This is a genomic window from Mesorhizobium sp. SP-1A (assembly GCF_032460275.1).
Taxonomy (GTDB): Bacteria; Pseudomonadota; Alphaproteobacteria; order Rhizobiales; family Rhizobiaceae; genus Mesorhizobium.
Genome location: NZ_JAVXZD010000002.1, coordinates 370,795 through 389,903, shown reverse-complemented (window position 1 = coordinate 389,903; position 19,109 = coordinate 370,795). Strand labels below are relative to the sequence as shown.

Genomic DNA, 19,109 nt, shown 5'->3' with positions numbered 1-19,109 from the left:
TCATCACGTGAAATTGGAGATATTTGCAGATGTCAGCAAATCAGAGACCAGAAGAAGCCAACACGACAGAAGTGGTAGCGTTTGTCACACTGTTTGTTATTGCAATGGTATTGGCGCTCATCTGGTTTTTTGCTCGCCCCTTGATTCTCTACCCTGCCTTCGCTCTCGACTACGTTTCGATCAAGATTATCGAGTTTGTGAAGGGACTGGGGCCAACAGGGCAACAGACCAGGGACTATGTTACGTCGATCTTTGACGGCCGCACCAACCCGAATGACGGTGTCTCGCTGACTGATTTTTATGCCATCCGCAACATAGTCGGAACCCAGACGCGCTGGATCATCGTCCCGATCATTTCCGTGCTGGCAGGCATCGTACTGTTCCGCATGAAGGGCAAGGGCTACAGCCGAGTCTTTTCTCTCGGCGGCTCTAAAAAGTTTGTTGGCTTGAACCATTACCAGTCCGAACACTGGAAAGTCACTGCGGTTTCCGCCTACTTCGATCCTGACGGCCGCGACAAAAACATTCTTCCGGCCCGTACGCCCATGGAATGGCTGCGCGACAACAACATCGAATGGGAAAACAATATTCTCGACCGTGACGCCGCTGAAGAGGCCTTTAAAAAGCAGCTCGGCAAGCCATGGACAGGATTTGAGAAGGCCGAACTCAAGTATCAGGTCGTCGCTATCCTATGCGCCCTTCATTATTCGCGCAGAGTGGTCGAGATCGATGGCGAAAAGAAGAACCTTGGATTGCTGGAGCGAGAAGCCATCTCGATTGCGTGGGCTGCTGGCAATGACGGCACAAAAGCCATGCAGGAACTCGTCGCAAAATATGCAAAGGACGAAAAGATTCAAAAAATCATTTCGGATATCATGAGCAAGCACGCCTGGTCGAATACGGCTCTGTTCTCAATCTTGGACAAAGCACGCGCCAAAGCAGGCGTTCTGGCCACTGCAGACATGCTTTGGCTTCGATATATCGACCGTGACCTCCATTATTCTCTCAATAATTGCGGTCGCCGTCGCTTCCATACCGAAGGCGCGGGCACCGTCAACCACTACTTCGCCGAGTTACAACTTGACAATCCAATTTACGAGCCACATCTCGAACAGGCGATTGACGGCATCGAAGATGGAATGATCGAGCACGGCATTTCTTCGTTGACGGAATTCTGGGAATATCGAGCCAGAATCGATGCGATGAAAAACTGATTGGTCACGAATATGAAGAAAAAGGGGGCGACAAGCCTCCTTTTTTAATGGATATTCGTTCACAGAAAAGAGGACCACATGATTACAGCCGAACAGAGAGCGGAGAAGGAAGCCTTTACGGAGGCATTTATAGCTGAAGTAATGGCCGCGATTCAGGGTGCGTATCTCGTCGCCATTGAAAACGGGATGACGCTTGAAAAGGCTGCGCAGGAAATGGACGTGACGCCTGAAGAGCTGGAAGACATCATTTGGGGCCGCAGAGGACTGGAGCTGCGCACCGTTGCCGAACTCGCTTTCGTGCTGGGATTTGAGATTCATCTCGAAGTGGTTCCGATGGAGGATGTGAACAAGCCGCTTATTTCGCCAAAATAATTTCAGAAAAATTCATGCGGTGTGTTGACAAAAATAGCCGACATGACAATATTCAATCATCGACAGGCGATAACTGCCGCGACTGCCGAATTAGCCGGAAATGAAGTCATGAAGGAAGCGATGAGAAAGCTTGATAATTCAAACTGCCTTATTGCTGACGTCACGCGCTTCAAGACCTTCTCTTCGGAAAAGGAGCCTACGCTGCGTCCCGATAGGGCCGATAGCTTTAGTTTCCTGAACAGTGCGGAAATGATCGAACTGTCGGGCAAGCGACTTGCTGCTGAAGAAGCACGCTAGGGCCTTGCCGAGAATACCACGAAACGACGGGTAGCCGTGTTTCGGTTTTGAATTGGGTGACCAGCGACAGGCGGCTGGTTAGTGCTGGCATGTTAAGCAACCCATTCAACAAGGGGTATAAGCCGCGAAGCGGCCATGACTTGCCCGAGTTGCGTATTCGGCAAGCGTGATGGTGGCCCAGAGACAATGTGCTCTGGTTGATAGCCATCCCCTAGTGTCCGAAGGCTGGATTCCGGTCTTCGTTGTGGACGGTCCCGACCTAGGCGGGATCAGGTAGATTATTGCCCGACCTAGGCGGGCAATTTGGTGGGCGCGGTATCCGGTGTGGGATCGCAACCCAGCGCAGACCAGCCTGTGACGTCTGGCCGCCCACCCGCCGAATGCGAGGTCAATCCATCTTTAAGGGATGGGGATGTCTCGGCTGAGGATAGTGAAGACAAGCTCTTCTGGACCTCGCATTCGGCACCACTCATGCGAAGGGGTGAAAATCCATTCGCGTAGAGGCTAACGGCGTGTAGCCCCCTCTAGCGCGGTTTGGGACATTCCTTCGCTTTGTGAGCGATGGCTATCTGGATAGATCGACTTCAGTCGTGCTCTGGTGACGCTACCTCAATGAGTGTTGGGATCGAGATAGACTGGAGGCGTGCCCAGGTTTTCGGGCGCTAAACGTCTCGGTGGTTGAATCGGCCCCATTCGCTACTTCTGTGAGCCAGAAGGGAGCAAGAGAGCGGACATCACCTTGTGAGTTCGGGAAATGTCTGACTGTAGTTCGGCCCGTTGGGCTTGAATGAAGGCGCTCTTGAGAACTTCACGCCTCAGATCACGGTTTTAGGCCGTGGTTTGTGAGCAAACAGGATGGACTTAACCTGATGGGTTCGGGGGACGTCAAAACCGTAGTGTCAATCTGAGTAGCGCTCAAAGGTTGATGGCAAAGGCATCCTTGAAGAACCCACAGCTCGCAGGCTGGTGGTCTCGGCGACGGTCGAACGTAAACCCAGTCTGCAACGCTGCTGGCCAGGTGGCAGTGTCGGGAGACGGCATCGTAAGCCCACCTCGCTACTTAACGACCCACGGAACGGCTCCCAAACGGGGTTTTTAAGCGGTTCCGTCGTCTGAGCGAACCGAGAGGCGTCTCCTGCGTTTGAAACGCGGAAAAGCGGCCAAAAAACCTTGACGCAGATTGCGTCTATGGCAATCGCCGCGAAGGCCTCTCGGCCTGCCAGACCCTCCTCCTAATTTCCCCGAAAGCGAGATACCGATGGCGAAACGCAAATCTCGCATGCAATCCGGCCCACGGCCCGAAAGCCTTTTCTCCCAGATCGTAAAATCCGCGCCACCGCCAGATACGAGCTTTCTTGGCCGCATCTATGCCAATCTCACCTACGATGGCGTTTACCATCAATACGCCATCGTTGACGGAATGCGGTTCATGGTTCGAATAGTCGGAATGAAGCCACTCAACTTCCTAGCCAACATGGGCTTAGAAGTGGAAGGCGGGCACATATTCCACCTGGAAAGCGGCAAAGTCAGAATCGACGTCATCGCAAATCATGAATTTATTCCACTACTGAAGGTAGGCGCAAAACTCGAACTCTATGATGGTCCCATGAGTTTGAGAGCACATGGAACTGTGACATTGTTCGACTTCAGTCCTGACCAGCCTCTTTCAAACAAAGCCTACAACATGGATTGAAGCGTCATTTGATCGGCTACATCTGAACGATCAATGCATCTGGTATTTGACTGGCTTCTCATCTTCCATCGGCCAACGGTTAACGCCATGGCCTTTCGCCAGCAAAAACGAAGCCTTCAAAAGCTCCATGTCTTCGCTGACGCATCTCAAGCTCTCGACATCGAACATTCCGTCTTTCAGATAGCGTTCCTCAATATATTCGAAGCCGATCACAGCGTAATCGAATTCCAACTTCTGCTTCTTGTTCCGGATTACGGTCATGACCGTCTGTGGGATCGGGAACGAAATGCCATAGAAGTGAAACTGCTCGTCTTCGTTTTCATGCGCATCCATGTCTTCAAAATCATTCCCAGTATGGTCTACGAGGGCGAAAACATTCTAACAATGCCGTAGCGCAACGACCCCGATCCAACCAATTGGCAGGCCAAGCGACCTGCCACGCCTTCCCGTAGTAGTACCTCAGTGCCGAGCGCTCTTGGGTGGCGCAGCTTCGTTGGGCGGCCAGCGAAAGAACCCGTTCAACGTAGCGACGACCAGAACAGAAATGAATTCGAGTTGCGTCTCTCTCGGCTGTTTGTCCCACTTCTCGTCATCGAACTTTCCATTGACGACATAGAGAGCCTCCATGTCTTTCAATCTCATCTTCGCGTAGGTCTCATCGACGTCGTTGGGAGCAACTGTCTTCATGAATTCCAGCATCTCGATGGGCAATGGGAACGATGCTCCATGGAATTCAAAAAAGGCTACCTTGCCTTCCTTGAGTAAGAGGTCAGGCTCTTTGACTTTCACCCTGCCCTCAATGAACGACAGGACCGTTGCCACAATGAGATCACCAAACTTTTCGGCCTCCTCACGTGTTTCGCACGGCGAGGCGACGGGAGTTCCCAAGACGCTATTGATACCGGGAGGCATGCCCCGAAGTTCAATGTCGGCATGCCACCCCCCAAGGTCGGCTTCATAGATGTGCAACGCTTTCATTGAGTTCTTTTTGAGGTGCGGAAGCATGCTTTGAGCCAAAAGCGAATGTGCGTCGGCGCTATACCTGCCTTCTTTGTAGTTATCGCTCGCTTTGACCCGCTTAATAGCTTTCTCCAGCCGCGCCTTTGCTACCTGCAGGTTCTTGTAGTCCTTGGGGTTATACTTCAATGCTTATTGCCCTTAATCTGCCCGCGTTCGCCCTTGTCCTCGATCACAAGGAAGTCGGCGAGCCGCTTTAGACTGATAGCGCATGAGAGAAGCAGAACCAACTGCGCATCCTCGTTGGACGGCACCGATTCAGCCGCTTTTGGCTCCAGAAGATGCTGGATTTCGTCGATGTTCATGGTTTCGCCTTCAGATTGGTTTCCACTCGGCATCGAAGCCTAGTGGACGAGGGTTGTCAAAGGCCAGCGAGTGTATCCGCCAGCTACAATCGTGCAAATCAACCGCACCATGCGGGCAGTCTCATCATTCGAGAAATTTTGAATGATCTCGGTGTCGACTCGTCCGTCACGAACCAGCCAATCTTCAAGATCCTCAATAGCTTCGATGAAAATCTCTTTATCCAGAGACCTCATGGAATCGATAACACCGGAAACGTTCACCGGAGGTAGCGTGAAGGTGAAATCGTAGAACGAGAAGATTACGATGTCGTCGCCTTCAATGTCCTCGATCATTAATTGCCCCGCCTCAACACAGAAACATTCTCTAGCACCCGAACCGCTTAGATCCAACTGCCCTTATTGAATTTCGTCTGAGGCCGAAAATTCAATCTTGACGTCCAGTTCTAGCGCCAGACCAATAAGTGTCACGAATGAGGGATCGATAACGCCCCTCTCGAAATCCGATAGCCATTTGCGGCTACGGTTGACCCTTTTTGCAAGATTGACCTGAGAGATGCGACGCCTGATCCGCTCAGCTTTGAGCAGATCACGAAATTTCGTCGCCATCTCAATTGCTGCATCCGACATCGAGATCAGCGCTTCCAATCACTAGGAAGATTGGATTCGAAGCCTCCGTCCTTGCGACCAGTCTCCCAGCCGTTCTGATAGGAAGGCGACGACTTCGGTTCCTGGTGACCAGCGCCAAACTGATAGCCGTGATAGCCATCGCTATAACCAGCAAAATAATTCGACCGCTGCTGCGGACTCAGTTCATGGTCAGGTCGCGGGTTCCAATTGCTCATTTTCTGATCACTGCTCCTAAAATAGCCTCCAACTTCATATCACCTTTAGGTTACAAATTCAAATCAAAATAAATCATCTCAATTTATTTCCGACCCAATTCAAATTGCCGATTTGCACGTTTTTGGCGACTTTTCGTCAACTTTTTTCGTCTCGTCGGATGTCATTAATTTGCAAAAAAATTCGTGATTTTCCTTTGTTCTTGGCGCTTCGCTATGGCATTGGCGGAAATATGCCTTTATTGTTTTTGGTAACAACTAAAGGAAATCGAATATGCCCGCGAAAATCAGACTTGCCGATGTTATCAAAGGCGGTGGCGCTGAGTTTATCTTCCTCGGCTCCGGCGCTCCTTTAATCATCTCTGGCGGACAGCGTCTTTCCCTTGAGATGCGTATCAACGGCAAAGAGGCGTCAATTTTGCTCGTCCTCGTTGATGCTAAGGGTGAAGTTGAAGTCTGCAGCGGTGGCGTGGCCGAAGTGAGCGAAACCTATCAGGGCTTGATTGCTGAATTGCGCGCCAAAAGCTCTTCGTCCTTCATCAAGAAGCATTCCAAGTTTCTGCTCGGAACCGTGGTCGGCATCGCCGTGGCATCGGCCATTGCCTTTCTCTCAACGTCATCAGTTTTCGGCATCGGCAAGAAGGCTGGTGATGAGTTGACGAACGAGGAGCTTCTCCAGCTGATGCAGTTGGTTCAGCCCAACAACGGAGTGAAGCGAGATATTCCGGGAATCCCTCTTATCGGGCAGATTGAGCCAAAGCCTCAGCCTGCATTGCCGCCAATCCTAGATCGCCCCGACTTCCTGAAGAAGCCGGATGTCGTCGCGCCTGTAGCTAACCCTGCGCCTGCCGCCGCACCTGTTGAAGCGACTGCCGAAGCTGCTGAGCAGGAACTCGATTCCGAACCTGCGTTTGGCCTTCCTGCCTTCGATCCCGACGCTTTCAAGGCTGAGGCAGAGAAGGTGAAGACTGACGCGGCCGAAACCAAAACCGAAGCCCCGACCGAACCGCAGAAGGAAGCCGAAGTAGCGAAGGACGAAGCTCCCGCCAAGGCAAATGAGCCAAAGCCTGCCGCAGAGGCCCCGAAGGCTCCAGAGCCTGTTCCGACGCCTGAAAAGGCTCCAGAGGCCGAAAAACAGACCAAAGCTGAGACGGGTGCAAACCCGCAGTCGCCAACTTCCGATAAGTCAGCGAATGCGTCTACCGAGGGTGAGTTCAAGCCAATCAGTCAGGAAGAGGCTCAGCAGCAGGCAAATGCGGTCGTCGACCGCCTCATGCAAAGCGGCATGACCACTGGCCAGGCTGGAGACGTCCTGAAGACGCTGGAAGCGTTGGCCGCGACCGACTACTCGGAGATCACGCCCGAAATGATCTCGAAGCTGCCGCATGAGGTTGCGCTGCTCCTCCGTGAAAGCGGGATCATCGGTGATGTCATGGAGCCAGCCTATACCGATGGCGTTCCGCATCGCATCATCCGTCTACCCGATAGCGTTGTCGAAAAATACCGAGGCAAGGACGGCATCGCCACTATCCCTGAAGCCAATTCATGGGCGGCGACTGGCAACGTCGTCCGCATTCCGCCACCTGGCGGCGGCGACCTGAAGTCTCCTGAAGACTTTGCCCGTTTCGGCATCCAGGCACCTTGAGGCACATATGAGCGATTTCAATCTCACCCCGACAGGGGTCGTTATTCATCCGCATAAGGTCCTTCGTGACAAAGCCGAAGCTATCGGTGATGTCGCACAGGAACATCGCGATCTGGCACGCAGCATGATCGAAACGATGACCCTTTCTCGCGGAATCGGCCTGGCTGCACCGCAGATCGGCAAGTCAATCCGCATGCTGGTCATGCTTCATCGTTCGTCCGTGAATGAAAATCCGAAGCATCTGGTGATGATTGATCCAGAGATCATTTCATCTGGGTCTGAGGAAACTGATCTCGTCGAGGGTTGTCTATCCATTCCTAGCAGACGTTTTGTCGTAAAGCGGCCATCAGTTGTGCGCATTGGCTTCACGTTCTTGGATAACAAACGCTATAAGATGGAATTTACGGGGATTTCGGCCAAGTGCGCGCAGCATGAGATCGACCATCTAAATGGCATTCTGATCTGTGATCGCGGACCTGAGTTTGTTCCGGAACCTGAGATCGACCAGCCGTCTCCGAGATAAATGAATCATGTCCAGCAAGCGCAACAGGTTCGCGAAAGCGATTAAGGAAAATCCATTTTCTATCGTCTTTATGGCACTGCTACCGTTGCTGTTGGTGATCCTCGTCCTGAATATTCTAATCGCTTTTGAAAATAGGCGGTTGGTTGGCGAAATTGCCCCGAAGCTCGATGCCGTGGGCGACAAAATCAACGATAACATCGACCAAATGAATGACGACATCAAACAAATGATCGTCACACCGCCGAAGGCGAAATGATTGCATCGATAATTAAAGACAGCAAAAAGCCATTTTCGCTGCGAGCCTACACCAAAAAACTGCTTTCTGAACCCAGCCTTAACTTCAGTATGGTATTTTTCAACACAATAAATTCTAGGGGTGGAATTTAAGCAGTGTTGGCAATTTATAAAATGCCATACATAGAGGGGGTAGAATTAATGAAAAAATCTCTTGGAACTGTTGTTTTTGCAGCGACACTCGGCATCGTTGCGGCGCTAAATGCAGCGCCAGGACATGCAAATGACACAATAACCATTAATGTCAAAAACAATACAGGCCAATCTTTGAGCCGAGAGTTCTCCTCCGGAAGCTGTTATCCTAGTGGGAGTTGCACCGCTCCCACCTCCATTAACAATGGAGCTACTGGAGTTTTGAAGAACTCTGCCCTCAGCAACACCTACATCAGGTCCGTCAGTGAACGGTATTATTATTATGACGGCGTAACCAAAAAATCATGTCAGATTTCTGCATCTGCATATGGACCAAGTTCGACGTTTCCTGGACCAGGATGTGAGGAAACTAAATTCACCTATTTTTCATCACCTAGAAGTGGCACTGGAACAAGTCCGGATTGCGGAACTCTAGAAATCGTAACTCAGCAACATGCCACTTGCACGTATGTGCTGAATGTCACCATAAATAACTAATTTGGAGAAAAACCATGTCTACGATCAACACTTCATATTCCAGGGGAATATCCGCATTAAAACTATTGAAGCCCGTTGACACAGCTCCACAGAACACCATTTCCATAGCCGACAATAAAAGGTCAATTGGAGAAGCCGTTAGCGGCTTACGCCTCCAGTTGTCGTCAGGTGTCCAGAACGCATTATCTGAAATTAACCGCCTCATCAACACCAATGGCTCCAACGGCGCGGAGAGAGTTGCTGCCGCTTACCAGAAAAATAGTCAGGATGGACCGACTATCTTGGAAAGTGGTCGGATATTAGGACCAAAGATTAGTGTAAAAGATTTAACTCCTTACCAATATGAACGCATGAGGTCGATGGGCATAAACGCCGAATACGTCTCGGAAATAATTACCCCAGAGATCAGCGACGATGAATTTTATAAATTAATGCTTACTCAAGCAAAGGAAAGTTATAAAGACCTCCCTGGCTTCAAGGAGGCTTTAGAGAACGGCACTTTAAAAATTCAACGTGCGCGTGACGCCCCTGGACTTGGAACTGAGGATGCCACTTTCGCGGTCTACTCTGGCGACCGTACCGTTGGCAGTTTTGGTTTTGGCGACCGAGATGGCACCTTCAACAAAGAACTGTATTTTCAGATACAATCCCAAGGTATTCGCCAAGCCACTGGATCGATCAACGGTCATGGATTTTACATAACTTGGCCGGACGAGAGTTTGAAGGCTTAAGCTGGCACTCAGATAAGACCGCCAAGTGAATAAAAGTGCCCCAGCTGTCAAAAAAATGGGTCTGATAACACCAGCTCGGCGTCATCAGACCCTAGGGGCAAATTGTCGGTTACAAATTTTGGCGACTTATGGGGTCTTGGCTATTCCGCCGCTATCAATCGCTCCGCCACTGGACCAAAACCACCTCCAGTTGGCGTTATGATCGTGATCTTTTCATCGGCGCTGAGGTGCGTCTGGGCGCAGCCGGGAAGTTCCTCAATTGTCCCGCACGCTCTTGTAACCAGATTGCGGCCCATCTCGCCTGGCTCGCCTCCAGCCAAGCCGAATGGCCTCTCTATCCTGTGGTTGGACAGGATAGCACAGTCCATAGCCTTCAGGAACTTGATAGTGCGGCTCGTGCCGTCTCCCGCGTTCCATTTTCCTTTGCCGCCCGACCCCTTTCGAATGTGGAAGTCTTCGAGCATTACAGGGAAACGCGTTTCCAGAATTTCCGGATCGGTGAGGCGCGAGTTGGTCATGTGGGTGTGAATTCCCGCAATGCCATCATAGCCGTTTCCGCGAGCATCGACGCCAGCTGGAGAGCCGGAGCAAATGGTCTCGTAATACTGGTACACCTCGTCGCCGAAGGTCAGATTGTTCATCGTGCCCTGAGATGATGTCATGACGCCCAGAGCACCAAACAGGGTGTCCGTAACAGCCATGCTGATTTCGACGTTTCCAGCGACCACGGCTGCAGGATATTTCGGGCTTAGCATCGTGCCCTCGGGGATCACGATCTTGATCGGCCGCAAACATCCTGCGTTCATCGGGATGTCGCTCTCGACCATCACGCGGAATGCGTAGAGCACTGCGGCTCTGGCAATCGGGGAGGGCGCATTGAAATTGTCAGGCTGCTGAGGAGAAGTCCCAGTGAAGTCGACAGTTGCCTCTCGCTTTTCGTGATCGACCGAGATTTTGACCTTGATGACGCACCCCTGATCGAAGGGATAGACGAAGGTGGAGTCAGAGAGGCGATCAATGACACGCCTGACGCTCTCGGCTGCGTTGTCCTGGACGTGCCCCATATAGGCTTGCACGACATCGAGACCGAATGTGGAAATCATCTTGCGAAGCGCGGCGACGCCCATTTCGTTGGCGGCGATCTGCGCCTTCAGGTCGTTGATGTTCTGAACAACGTTTCGAGCCGGATATTTGCCACTCAGCAATAGCTCTCTGATGGCCTTTTCTTGGAAAACGCCCCGATCAACGAGCTTGAAGTTGTCGATATAGACGCCTTCCTCCTCAATGTTCGTGGCAAGAGGAGACATCGATCCAGGCATGATGCCGCCGATGTCAGCATGGTGCCCGCGTGAGGCCGCCCAGAAAATGACCTCTTTCCCTTTCTCGTCGAAGATCGGCGTGCATACTGTGAGGTCGGGCAGGTGGGTTCCGCCGTTGTATGGCGCATTCAGCAGGAACACGTCACCGACATTGATATTCGGGTTTTGCTTGATGACGGTCTCAACCGACTTGTCCATCGATCCCAAATGAACGGGCATGTGCGGCGCGTTTGCGACCAGCGCTCCTGTCGCATCGAAGATGGCGCACGAAAAGTCGACGCGCTCCTTGATGTTCACTGAGTAGGCCGTGTTCTGCAGCGTGCTGCCCATCTGCTCGGCAATGGACATGAACTGATTGTTGAACACCTCCAGCATGACCGGATCGGCATCCGTACCTACAGCCCTTGCGAATTCCAGAGCTTCGACACGGGTCAGCACAAGGTTGTCGTCTGCCGTAAGCAGGGCTTCCCAGCCGGATTCAACAATGACGGTCTGATGAGACTCAACGATAATCGCAGGACCAGACACCTTGTAACCTGGCTTCAAATTCTCCCTGCGATAAATCTTGCCGTCGCGGTGTTTCCCCTGCGAATAGAAGGCAACGTCCTGCGTTGCGGTTGGAGGTTCATCAGTCAGCTTTACGCCTGACTTTCTTTCCGCGTTCGCGCCGCCGCCGATCAGCTCGGACTCGACAGATTCGATGACAAGGCCCTTCGATCCATCAACGAAGCCAAAACGTTGGCGATGAGCGGCTTCAAACTTCTGCTTGAGATCGAGTGCGTTGTCGTGGGTCTCGACAATGATAGGCAGAGAGGTGTCCGTTCCCGCGTATCTGATCTGCGCCCTCAAAATCTCGACGATCTCGGCTTCAGCGACACCTTGAGAGGTGAGTTCGTTGCGGCATTCGTCTGCTAGCGGCTTTGACCGCTCTCGGAGATGCGCGACTGCCTGATCATCAAACGGGATTTCCATCGATGCCTGACGATTGGAGCGCAGTGAAGCAAGGCCCATTCCGTATGCCGACAGCAGGCCTGAGAACGGATGGATCAGGACCTTCTTCATGCCCAGAGCATCCGCCACAAGGCATGCGTGCTGGCCGCTCGCACCACCAAAGGAATTCAGGACATAGCGAGAGACGTCATATCCACGCTGAACCGAAATCTTCTTGATGGCCTCCGCCATATTGGCAATTGCGATGGTGATGAAGCCGTCAGCAACGTCTTCAGGAGTGCGACCGTCACCGACTTCGACCGCGAGCTTTGCGAACTCCCGACGCACGGATTCGACATCCAGAGGCTCATCCTGGTTGGGTCCGAAGATCGACGGGAAGAACTCGGGACGCAATTTGCCGAGCATGACGTTGGCGTCTGTGACTGTCAGCGGACCACCTCGGCGGTAGCAGGTCGGGCCGGGATTTGCGCCTGCGGAATCTGGCCCCACGCGGAACCGTGCTCCGTCATAGTGCAGTATCGATCCGCCACCTGCCGCGACCGTGTGAATAAGCATCATCGGCGCTCTCACTCGAACGCCCGCAACGACGGTATCAAACGTCCTTTCGAAATCGCCACTGAAGTGTGCGACGTCGGTTGACGTTCCGCCCATGTCAAAGCCGATCACCTGCTCGAAGCCAGCTGCACGAGCTGTTTCGGCCAACCCGACCACGCCTCCTGCAGGGCCGGACAGAATTGCGTCCTTGCCTTGGAAGAGGTCCGATGCCGTCAGTCCGCCAGAAGACATCATGAACATCAGGCGGCAGCGCTCGTCGTCACCAGCGCCCTTGCCAAGCTCGCGCTCGACCTGACTGACATATCGACGCAAGATCGGCGAGAGGTAAGCGTCAACGACTGTCGTATCACCGCGCCCGACGACCTTGATCAGCGGAGAGACCTTATGGCTGATCGAGATTTGGCTGAAGCCGATGTCCTTCGCGATCTGTTCCGCGATCAATTCATGCTTGGGGAATTTATACGAGTGCATGAGGCAGATGGCGACAGACCGGATGCCGTCAGCATACGCGGCTGACAAAGCCTTCCTAACCTCTGCTTCATTGAGAGCAACATCAACCGTGCCGTCCGCACGAATGCGTTCGTCCGCTTCGATGACACTTTCATATAGCTCATGTGGTTTTGTGAGCCGCCGCGCAAAAAGGTCTGGTCGCGCCTGATAGCCAATGCGCAACATGTCCTTAAAGCCTTTGGTGACGAGAAGGACGGTCCTGTCGCCTTTCAATTCGAGCAGGGCATTCGTGGCGACAGTCGTACCCATCCTGATTTCGCGGACGACAGAATGCTCAATCTTTTCGTCTGGCCCCAAGCCGAGCAAGCGACGAATGCCCTCGACCGCCGCGTCTGGGTACACTTCAGGATTATCCGAGAGAAGCTTTCTCGCATGCATTTTACCGTTCGGATCTTTGCCGATGATGTCGGTAAAAGTGCCGCCGCGATCAATCCAAAATTCCCACTGCGCACCAGACATATACCCTCCAGGCCCCATCAATGAAATTATGGCCCGATACTATTCTGGGAGCAGGGAGAGGGCTAATTGTCATTTTTGATGCCCGAAAATAAGAATAGCTTATCCAAAACCCGCATTTGATAGGGCGCGGACCAACAGTTCACGTAGGCCTTGGTGGAAAATTCAGGCTCACCTGGCCTTCTTGGATGACTGCCGCGCCAGTTCGACAGCCAAATCGGCCACAAGTTCGGATGCCAATGAATCGGGCGAGTTCATCCATGTGGCCGTAAACGACACGTCGGGGATTTTGGCATCGACGGTTGGAATGATTTCGAGTTCGCCTGACCGGAGTTGTTTCTCGACAATGATGGGAGGAACAACAATGACGCCAAGGCCTTCGAGCGCCAATGGAACCAGTGTCATCAGTGCGTTGCTGCTGTGAATTCGAACAGGCGGCAAATTGGTTTCATTGAAAATTGTTCGCAAAACTTCATATGGCTGTGTTTTTCTTGGAAACGTCATAATGCGAAATAAAGCGAGATCAACAACGGTCGCAGGTTTGGGGACTTTTAATCGTGGGCTTGCAATAAAAGCCACAGGGTAGTCGCAAAGAAATCTGTTCTCCAACATGGAGTCGTTGAGCGGCCCCATCACGAATGCAAGGTCCAACTCCTGGTTGAGCAGTTTTGTTCTCATAGTGAATGTGATGTCACTCTGTATCTCCAGACTGAGGTTTGGATAAACGTTGCTTACGCGACGGATCAGATCAGGCAGCCATGCATGGACGATGGTTTCAGTGACGCCGAGACGCAGAACTCCTTCGATGGCTTTTGGATTTCGTATCGAAGTAAGCATCTCCGTTCGCATAGTCATTGCTCGTTCCGCATAGGACAGCAACTTTCTGCCGGGAGCTGTAGGCATTACATTTCTGCGGTCTCGTACAATAAGTTGCACTCCGAAATCCTGTTCGAGTTGTGCTATTCTCTGCGAAACGGCGGGCTGCGTTGTGCCTAACTTTACGGCAGCTCCATTAAAGCTGCCGAGTGTCACGACCCACCAGAAAGTTTCCAGGGTCCTGAAATCAATCATGCATCCGCGCCTTTTTGAATAAGCTGACCTTATGCAGCGAAATAAGAACTTTCGATTTGCGTTTATCGTCAGGGTTGAATAATTGCAACCATGGACGCTCGTGTTACGGTTCCAAAAATGGTCGGTGGGGTCCGGTCATGCCATCAAGCACGAAGCGGGAAAAATGGGGAAAAGAATGTTCGTCAATCGTCGCTCTTTTTTGCACTTGGGGGCGGGAGCCATAGCGTCGCCATTGGTTCTGCGATCTAGTTTTTCCCATGCTCAATCACTCGAAAAAGTCTCTGTTCGTCTGGATTACACGCCTTGGGGCATTCACGCTCCTTTCCATCTTGCGAATGCAAAAGGATGGTTCAACGACGTCGGCATTGCTCCCGAATTTGATGACGGCAACGGCTCGGTTTCCACCGTCCAGATCGTCGGCAATGGCCAGTATGATGCCGGCCATGCATCGCTCGGGCCGATGTCAATCGCCCGTGGCAAGGGCATCCAAATCAAGTCGTTCGCCACATTGTTCGGCCAGAATGATATCGCCCTGCTTATCGATACGAACGCGAACGTGAAAACGGTCGCTGACCTGAAGGGCAAGAAGCTGGCACACACGCCTGGCTCTCTCGAAGCTCCTTTTATCGACAAATTCCTCGCAACTGGCGGCCTCACACGCGACGACATCTCGCTCGAAAGCGTGGATGCTTCGGCAAAGGTCGGACTTTATGTGAACCAGCGCGTCGACGGCATTTTCTCCAGCCCGACTTTCACTCTTCCGCAATTCAAGGATCAGCGAGCAGCGGACGTTCTGCGGTTCACGGACGCCAAACTCGATTTCCTCGGGTACGGGCTATTCGCAACCGACAGCACTCTTTCTGAGCGCGCGGAAGTTTTGGGTCGGTTCGCCAGCGTCGTCGCTGGAACTTGGGATTATGTCCTCTCTGGTCATGAAGATGAAGGTGTGCAGGCCATTATCGATGCACGCCCGCAGGCACGACTTAATCCAGACGTTCTGCGCGGGCAGATCGAAGAGCTACGCAAGTTCGTATCTTTGCCTAATCAGTCGGGATCACCGACACTGGCACTCTCTGCCGCTGACTGGCAATCCACTTTGAAGGTCTTGGGAGAAGTCGATCTGGTGCCGAAGGACGCCGTCGCCAGCGACTATTATACGAATGACCTCCTGAAGCCTGAAATCATAAGTGCCGTTGGCAAAGGGGAGCGCCCTGATGCTCGCATCTAACGAAGCGTATGCAGTGGATACGGTGATCCGCGCATCCACTCTGACGAAACGCTTCGGTGAGGTACTCGCTCTTGATCGGGTAAACCTCAACGTCAAAAAAGGCGAGTTTGTCAGCTTCGTTGGTCCTAGCGGATGCGGCAAAAGCACATTGATGCGCTGCATCGCGGGCTTAGAGACAGCTAGCGAAGGAATGCTGGAAGTCGGAGGAGGGCCAGTCGATGGCCCTCCCAAGGATTTGGGCCTCGCGCTTCAACGTGATGCCCTCCTTGATTGGGCAGACGTTCTCGACAACGTTCTGCTCCCAGCCGACTTTCGCGGGGAACCTCGGCAGCGTTATGAAGCGCGAGCGCGAGACCTCCTCAATCGTGTAGGCCTTTCCGAATTTATCCATGCCTATCCCCACTCCCTCTCGGGCGGCATGCGTCAGCGAGTGGCCATCTGTCGTGCGCTTTTGCTTACGCCTGGCCTGTTGCTCATGGATGAGCCATTTGGCGCTCTCGATGCACTGACGAGAGACCAGCTCAATGTCGACCTCCACAAGCTGTGGGAGGCGGAGCGGATGACTGTGATCTTCGTCACTCACAGCATCACTGAAGCAGTGTTCCTGTCATCACGCATATTGGTGTTCCGTCCTCGCCCTGGCCAGATCACGGACGAGATCGACGTACCTCTCGGCGACCAGCGCAGGCTTTCGATACGCGAGACGTCCGAATTCGGTGAGCTGACACGCAAGCTCAGAGGCTCATTCGAAAAAATGGGGATCATCCATGAGTAGTTTGGACGCCTCGGTGAAAGGCAACACCGCTACGAACATCCACACCGCCGCGATTTCAATTCTCGGGTTCTTTGCTTTCGCGCTGGCGTGGGAGATCGTTGTTCGGCTTTTCGATGTGCCGATCTTTCTCGTGCCGCCTCCGAGCCTGATCCTCGGCGACATCTTTCAATTCCCAGGCTGGTTTGCGCAGCAAGCCATGTACACCATTTTCATCACGGTCGGCGGGTTCATCGCCGCGACAGTGATTGGTGTCGCATTCGCAGTCGTGCTGGTAGAGTCGCCGTTACTCCACCGCCTGCTGTTTCCTCTGTTTATTGCACTCAACAGTGTCCCCAAGGTGGCAATCGCACCTTTGTGCATCATCTGGTTTGGCATGGGGTCATTCACCAAGATCGCCATCGCATTCATGATCGCGGTTTTTGCCATCGTCATTGACGCCCTGCTCGGCCTGCAGTCGGTTTCGAAAGACGTCCTTGATATCGCTAAAGCCCTTCGTGGATCGCGATGGAAGGTCCTGACCCGCATCCGCATCTACGCCGCGCTGCCATCCATCTTCGCGGGGATGAAAGTCGCTATGTCGCTTTCCCTCGTCGGGGCAATTGTCAGCGAGTTTGTCGCATCACAGAACGGTCTTGGAAACGTCATTCTGGTCGCTCAAGGCCAGTTCGATACGCCCCGCGTATTCGCGGCCCTATTAATTCTCTCACTCATCGGGGTATTACTGATCGGGTCACTTGATATTCTTGAGAGATACGCTATGCCTTGGAAGTACCGATCAAAACGGAAGAGCTAGGTACCCCCCACTCAACCGTTCGACGGGACTGGAGCGCTCATGCTGAAAGGCATGGGCGCTTTTTTGTATTTTAGCTGCTTGTGATACGCGAACCTGGATTCGCGCCGGTGGCGACACCAACCAATTATGTTGTCGGGGAATATCAGCAGGCAAAAGCGCCTCCTGATCAGATCAACATAATTGGGGGTAATATCATGCCTAATACTGTAATCGATAATCTCATCGTTGGTGGTGGACCTGGAGGCCTCTATACAGCTTGGCGTCTCGCGAATGAAAAGGCATCAGGGTCTGGCAAAGTAACGGGCGATATCCGAGTTTACGAATGGGGAAATCGCCTCGGAGGTCGCATTTACACGAAACACTTCGACACTGGTCAGTTCATCGAACTCGGAGGAATGAGATTCTCCGAGGGCCATAAGCTGGTAAATAAAACAATTGACGAGTTAGGAATTCGCGACCAAGTCGTCGATTTTAACATGGTTCAGGATCGCCTTTATTTCTTGCGGGGCGTTAATGTCTACGACAGCGAGATTCCCACCAAAGGAGTCCCGTACAATACCCCAGACAACACCAAGTCATCCGACGATCTCTTCGCTCAAATTTCAGATGCGGCGACTGGCGGGAACGCACCTAACACGCGTCGGGGCTGGTGTGAATTCTTCGATAATGCAAGGCTGCCAAGCACTTTTGATAGTCAGGTCTATAATCCTGGAGATCTGATTGGAAATATTGGATATTGGAACCTTATGTTTGACCAGCTTGGTAGTGAGGGCTTCCAATATGCAGCAGATGCTGGCGGATATACGTCCAACGTTATCAATTGGAATGCTGCGAACGCTATCCCGTACAATGGAGAGTTCGGCGCTGACTATAAATATCTCAGACTGAAAAATGGCTACAGCACTCTGATCAACGCTCTCCAGGCGGAGGCCACAAATAAAGGTGTCGTTATCCAACGTGGAATGTGCCTAGAGACCTTCGAATGGGACCCCGCCAATAGCGTATTTGTTTGTACATTCCAATCGTATTCTGCAGGCGAACCATCTGGTAACAAGACAATCGTAAAAGCAAAGAAACTATTCCTTTGCATGCCGAGAAATTCAATCGAACTCATCGCCAACAATTCTGGCGATGATCACATTCTCAAGAACCGAGACGTCAAATACTATGTCGAATCTGTCATTGAGCAGCCGTCATACAAAATTGCCCTTCTCTTTGATACAGCGTGGTGGGAACAATCCGACTACCCGCCCAAGCTGAATTACACGGTAGATGGGCAGCCTGTGACTGGTTTCGGCCCAACAGTAACAGACCTTCCATTGCGTCAGATTTACTACTTCGGGAACAATGCTCCAGCTAACAGACCTGTCGCGTACGGTCTTTTGGCGAGTTATGACGATATGTGGTATACGCAGTTCTGGCAGGCGATGGAGACGAACATCACCCAGCGAGAAACTTCTGCAGATTCAGATAATCTGCAGCCGCTTTCGGAAGGAAGTCCTGCTTCAGGTGAAATGATCAGAATGCTGAGACATCAGCTGGCGCAGGTACATTTCTCGGATGGTGATATTTCCCATGTGCCACAACCTATTCAGGCGCTGTTCATGGATTGGGGACGCAATCCATACTACGCTGGGTACCATGCCTGGAAGGCACATTACAGCCTGAAGGACTCGATGCAAAAGGTCCGAGCACCTTACAAGATCGTCAACCAGAACGATCATACACCGCTGTATATCATGGGGTCTGCTTATTCGAACGACCAGGCATGGATTGAAGGTGCATTCTGCACGGCGGACTCAGTCCTTCGTGATTTCTTCAACATCACGCCAATTGTGAACGACCCGACCTATCCTTTGATCTCTGGCGACTGACAATCCAGGGACTTGTT

Annotated in this window: 20 protein-coding genes; 13 read left to right on the top strand and 7 right to left on the bottom strand. The window is 52.3% G+C overall.

The features are described 5' to 3' along the window. The first annotated feature begins 29 nt into the window (after positions 1-29). The 4 genes from QU595_RS10720 to QU595_RS10705 all read left to right on the top strand — a co-directional run bounded on the left by QU595_RS10720 (position 30) and on the right by QU595_RS10705 (position 3,576). A complete protein-coding gene (locus QU595_RS10720) occupies positions 30-1,214 on the top strand; it encodes a hypothetical protein (protein ID WP_315921687.1) in 1,185 nt (394 codons plus the stop codon). A 78-nt stretch (positions 1,215-1,292) separates the two neighbouring features. Further along, positions 1,293-1,586 carry a hypothetical protein gene (locus tag QU595_RS10715; RefSeq protein WP_315921685.1) on the top strand — a complete coding sequence of 98 codons (294 nt, stop codon included), beginning with the start codon at positions 1,293-1,295 and terminating at the stop codon, positions 1,584-1,586. A 108-nt stretch (positions 1,587-1,694) separates the two neighbouring features. Beyond that, positions 1,695-1,883 carry a hypothetical protein gene (locus QU595_RS10710; RefSeq protein ID WP_315921683.1) on the top strand — a complete coding sequence of 63 codons (189 nt, stop codon included), beginning with the start codon at positions 1,695-1,697 and terminating at the stop codon, positions 1,881-1,883. 1,258 nt (positions 1,884-3,141) lie between these two features. Then, a complete protein-coding gene (locus QU595_RS10705) occupies positions 3,142-3,576 on the top strand; it encodes a hypothetical protein (protein WP_315921681.1) in 435 nt (144 codons plus the stop codon). A gap of 30 nt (positions 3,577-3,606) precedes the next feature. Here QU595_RS10705 and QU595_RS10700 read toward each other — a convergent pair whose 3' ends face one another. The 5 genes from QU595_RS10700 to QU595_RS10680 all read right to left on the bottom strand — a co-directional run bounded on the left by QU595_RS10700 (position 3,607) and on the right by QU595_RS10680 (position 5,525). Further along, entirely contained in the window at positions 3,607-3,909 is a 303-nt protein-coding gene (locus QU595_RS10700) for a hypothetical protein (RefSeq protein ID WP_315921679.1), read from the bottom strand. Between the two features lie 126 nt (positions 3,910-4,035). Then, a complete protein-coding gene (locus QU595_RS10695; RefSeq protein ID WP_315921677.1) occupies positions 4,036-4,722 on the bottom strand; it encodes a hypothetical protein in 687 nt (228 codons plus the stop codon). Then, entirely contained in the window at positions 4,719-4,898 is a 180-nt protein-coding gene (locus tag QU595_RS10690) for a hypothetical protein (RefSeq protein ID WP_315921675.1), read from the bottom strand. Before QU595_RS10690 ends, QU595_RS10695 begins: the two co-directional genes overlap by 4 nt. Before the next feature lie 39 nt (positions 4,899-4,937). Beyond that, positions 4,938-5,231, bottom strand: a complete 294-nt coding sequence (locus QU595_RS10685) for a hypothetical protein (RefSeq protein WP_315921673.1) — start codon at positions 5,229-5,231, stop codon at positions 4,938-4,940. Positions 5,232-5,294: 63 nt separating this feature from the next. After that, complete coding sequence (locus QU595_RS10680; RefSeq protein ID WP_315921671.1) at positions 5,295-5,525, bottom strand: helix-turn-helix transcriptional regulator; 231 nt, start codon at positions 5,523-5,525, stop codon at positions 5,295-5,297. 486 nt (positions 5,526-6,011) lie between these two features. Here QU595_RS10680 and QU595_RS10675 point away from each other — a divergent pair, with 486 nt between their 5' ends. The 5 genes from QU595_RS10675 (at position 6,012) to QU595_RS10655 (ending at position 9,560) form a co-directional block, all read left to right on the top strand. Continuing rightward, positions 6,012-7,382 carry a hypothetical protein gene (locus tag QU595_RS10675; protein WP_315921669.1) on the top strand — a complete coding sequence of 457 codons (1,371 nt, stop codon included), beginning with the start codon at positions 6,012-6,014 and terminating at the stop codon, positions 7,380-7,382. Positions 7,383-7,389: 7 nt separating this feature from the next. Then, a complete protein-coding gene (def, locus tag QU595_RS10670; RefSeq protein ID WP_315921667.1) occupies positions 7,390-7,905 on the top strand; it encodes a peptide deformylase in 516 nt (171 codons plus the stop codon). Between the two features lie 7 nt (positions 7,906-7,912). Beyond that, positions 7,913-8,161 carry a hypothetical protein gene (locus QU595_RS10665; protein WP_315921665.1) on the top strand — a complete coding sequence of 83 codons (249 nt, stop codon included), beginning with the start codon at positions 7,913-7,915 and terminating at the stop codon, positions 8,159-8,161. 179 nt (positions 8,162-8,340) lie between these two features. Next, positions 8,341-8,829 (top strand): hypothetical protein, encoded by a 489-nt coding sequence (locus QU595_RS10660; RefSeq protein WP_315921663.1) that lies wholly within the window; start codon positions 8,341-8,343, stop codon positions 8,827-8,829. Positions 8,830-8,843: 14 nt separating this feature from the next. Continuing rightward, entirely contained in the window at positions 8,844-9,560 is a 717-nt protein-coding gene (locus QU595_RS10655; protein ID WP_315921661.1) for a hypothetical protein, read from the top strand. Between the two features lie 140 nt (positions 9,561-9,700). On the opposite strand, the gene QU595_RS10650 is transcribed toward QU595_RS10655, so the two are convergent. Together QU595_RS10650 and QU595_RS10645 are read right to left on the bottom strand one after the other, a co-directional pair. After that, on the bottom strand, positions 9,701-13,354 hold the full coding sequence (locus QU595_RS10650; protein WP_315921659.1) for a hydantoinase B/oxoprolinase family protein: 3,654 nt from the start codon (positions 13,352-13,354) through the stop codon (positions 9,701-9,703). Between the two features lie 168 nt (positions 13,355-13,522). After that, positions 13,523-14,422, bottom strand: a complete 900-nt coding sequence (locus tag QU595_RS10645; protein ID WP_315921657.1) for a LysR family transcriptional regulator — start codon at positions 14,420-14,422, stop codon at positions 13,523-13,525. A gap of 175 nt (positions 14,423-14,597) precedes the next feature. On the opposite strand from QU595_RS10645, the gene QU595_RS10640 reads away from it, so the two are divergent. From QU595_RS10640 to QU595_RS10625, 4 genes are all read left to right on the top strand, one after another. Further along, the gene (locus QU595_RS10640) at positions 14,598-15,650 is read left to right on the top strand and encodes an ABC transporter substrate-binding protein (protein WP_315921656.1); all 1,053 of its coding nucleotides are present in this window, start codon (positions 14,598-14,600) and stop codon (positions 15,648-15,650) included. Continuing rightward, positions 15,637-16,425 carry an ABC transporter ATP-binding protein gene (locus QU595_RS10635; RefSeq protein ID WP_315921654.1) on the top strand — a complete coding sequence of 263 codons (789 nt, stop codon included), beginning with the start codon at positions 15,637-15,639 and terminating at the stop codon, positions 16,423-16,425. The genes QU595_RS10640 and QU595_RS10635 overlap by 14 nt, the downstream gene beginning before the upstream one ends. After that, positions 16,418-17,218 carry an ABC transporter permease gene (locus QU595_RS10630; protein WP_315921652.1) on the top strand — a complete coding sequence of 267 codons (801 nt, stop codon included), beginning with the start codon at positions 16,418-16,420 and terminating at the stop codon, positions 17,216-17,218. Before QU595_RS10635 ends, QU595_RS10630 begins: the two co-directional genes overlap by 8 nt. Before the next feature lie 107 nt (positions 17,219-17,325). Further along, on the top strand, positions 17,326-19,092 hold the full coding sequence (locus tag QU595_RS10625) for a flavin monoamine oxidase family protein (protein WP_315921650.1): 1,767 nt from the start codon (positions 17,326-17,328) through the stop codon (positions 19,090-19,092). The last annotated feature ends 17 nt before the right edge of the window (positions 19,093-19,109 follow it).

Bases quoted from the DNA above. Each gene is read 5' to 3' on its own strand.
- QU595_RS10720 (WP_315921687.1), top strand. From the start codon at position 30: ATGTCAGCAAATCAGAGACCAGAAGAAGCCAACACGACAGAAGTGGTA.
- QU595_RS10715 (WP_315921685.1), top strand. From the start codon at position 1,293: ATGATTACAGCCGAACAGAGAGCGGAGAAGGAAGCCTTTACGGAGGCA.
- QU595_RS10710 (WP_315921683.1), top strand. From the start codon at position 1,695: ATGAAGGAAGCGATGAGAAAGCTTGATAATTCAAACTGCCTTATTGCT.
- QU595_RS10705 (WP_315921681.1), top strand. From the start codon at position 3,142: ATGGCGAAACGCAAATCTCGCATGCAATCCGGCCCACGGCCCGAAAGC.
- QU595_RS10700 (WP_315921679.1), bottom strand. From the start codon at position 3,909: ATGGATGCGCATGAAAACGAAGACGAGCAGTTTCACTTCTATGGCATT.
- QU595_RS10690 (WP_315921675.1), bottom strand. From the start codon at position 4,898: ATGAACATCGACGAAATCCAGCATCTTCTGGAGCCAAAAGCGGCTGAA.
- QU595_RS10685 (WP_315921673.1), bottom strand. From the start codon at position 5,231: ATGATCGAGGACATTGAAGGCGACGACATCGTAATCTTCTCGTTCTAC.
- QU595_RS10680 (WP_315921671.1), bottom strand. From the start codon at position 5,525: ATGTCGGATGCAGCAATTGAGATGGCGACGAAATTTCGTGATCTGCTC.
- QU595_RS10675 (WP_315921669.1), top strand. From the start codon at position 6,012: ATGCCCGCGAAAATCAGACTTGCCGATGTTATCAAAGGCGGTGGCGCT.
- def (WP_315921667.1), top strand. From the start codon at position 7,390: ATGAGCGATTTCAATCTCACCCCGACAGGGGTCGTTATTCATCCGCAT.
- QU595_RS10665 (WP_315921665.1), top strand. From the start codon at position 7,913: ATGTCCAGCAAGCGCAACAGGTTCGCGAAAGCGATTAAGGAAAATCCA.
- QU595_RS10660 (WP_315921663.1), top strand. From the start codon at position 8,341: ATGAAAAAATCTCTTGGAACTGTTGTTTTTGCAGCGACACTCGGCATC.
- QU595_RS10655 (WP_315921661.1), top strand. From the start codon at position 8,844: ATGTCTACGATCAACACTTCATATTCCAGGGGAATATCCGCATTAAAA.
- QU595_RS10650 (WP_315921659.1), bottom strand. From the start codon at position 13,354: ATGTCTGGTGCGCAGTGGGAATTTTGGATTGATCGCGGCGGCACTTTT.
- QU595_RS10645 (WP_315921657.1), bottom strand. From the start codon at position 14,422: ATGATTGATTTCAGGACCCTGGAAACTTTCTGGTGGGTCGTGACACTC.
- QU595_RS10640 (WP_315921656.1), top strand. From the start codon at position 14,598: ATGTTCGTCAATCGTCGCTCTTTTTTGCACTTGGGGGCGGGAGCCATA.
- QU595_RS10635 (WP_315921654.1), top strand. From the start codon at position 15,637: ATGCTCGCATCTAACGAAGCGTATGCAGTGGATACGGTGATCCGCGCA.
- QU595_RS10630 (WP_315921652.1), top strand. From the start codon at position 16,418: ATGAGTAGTTTGGACGCCTCGGTGAAAGGCAACACCGCTACGAACATC.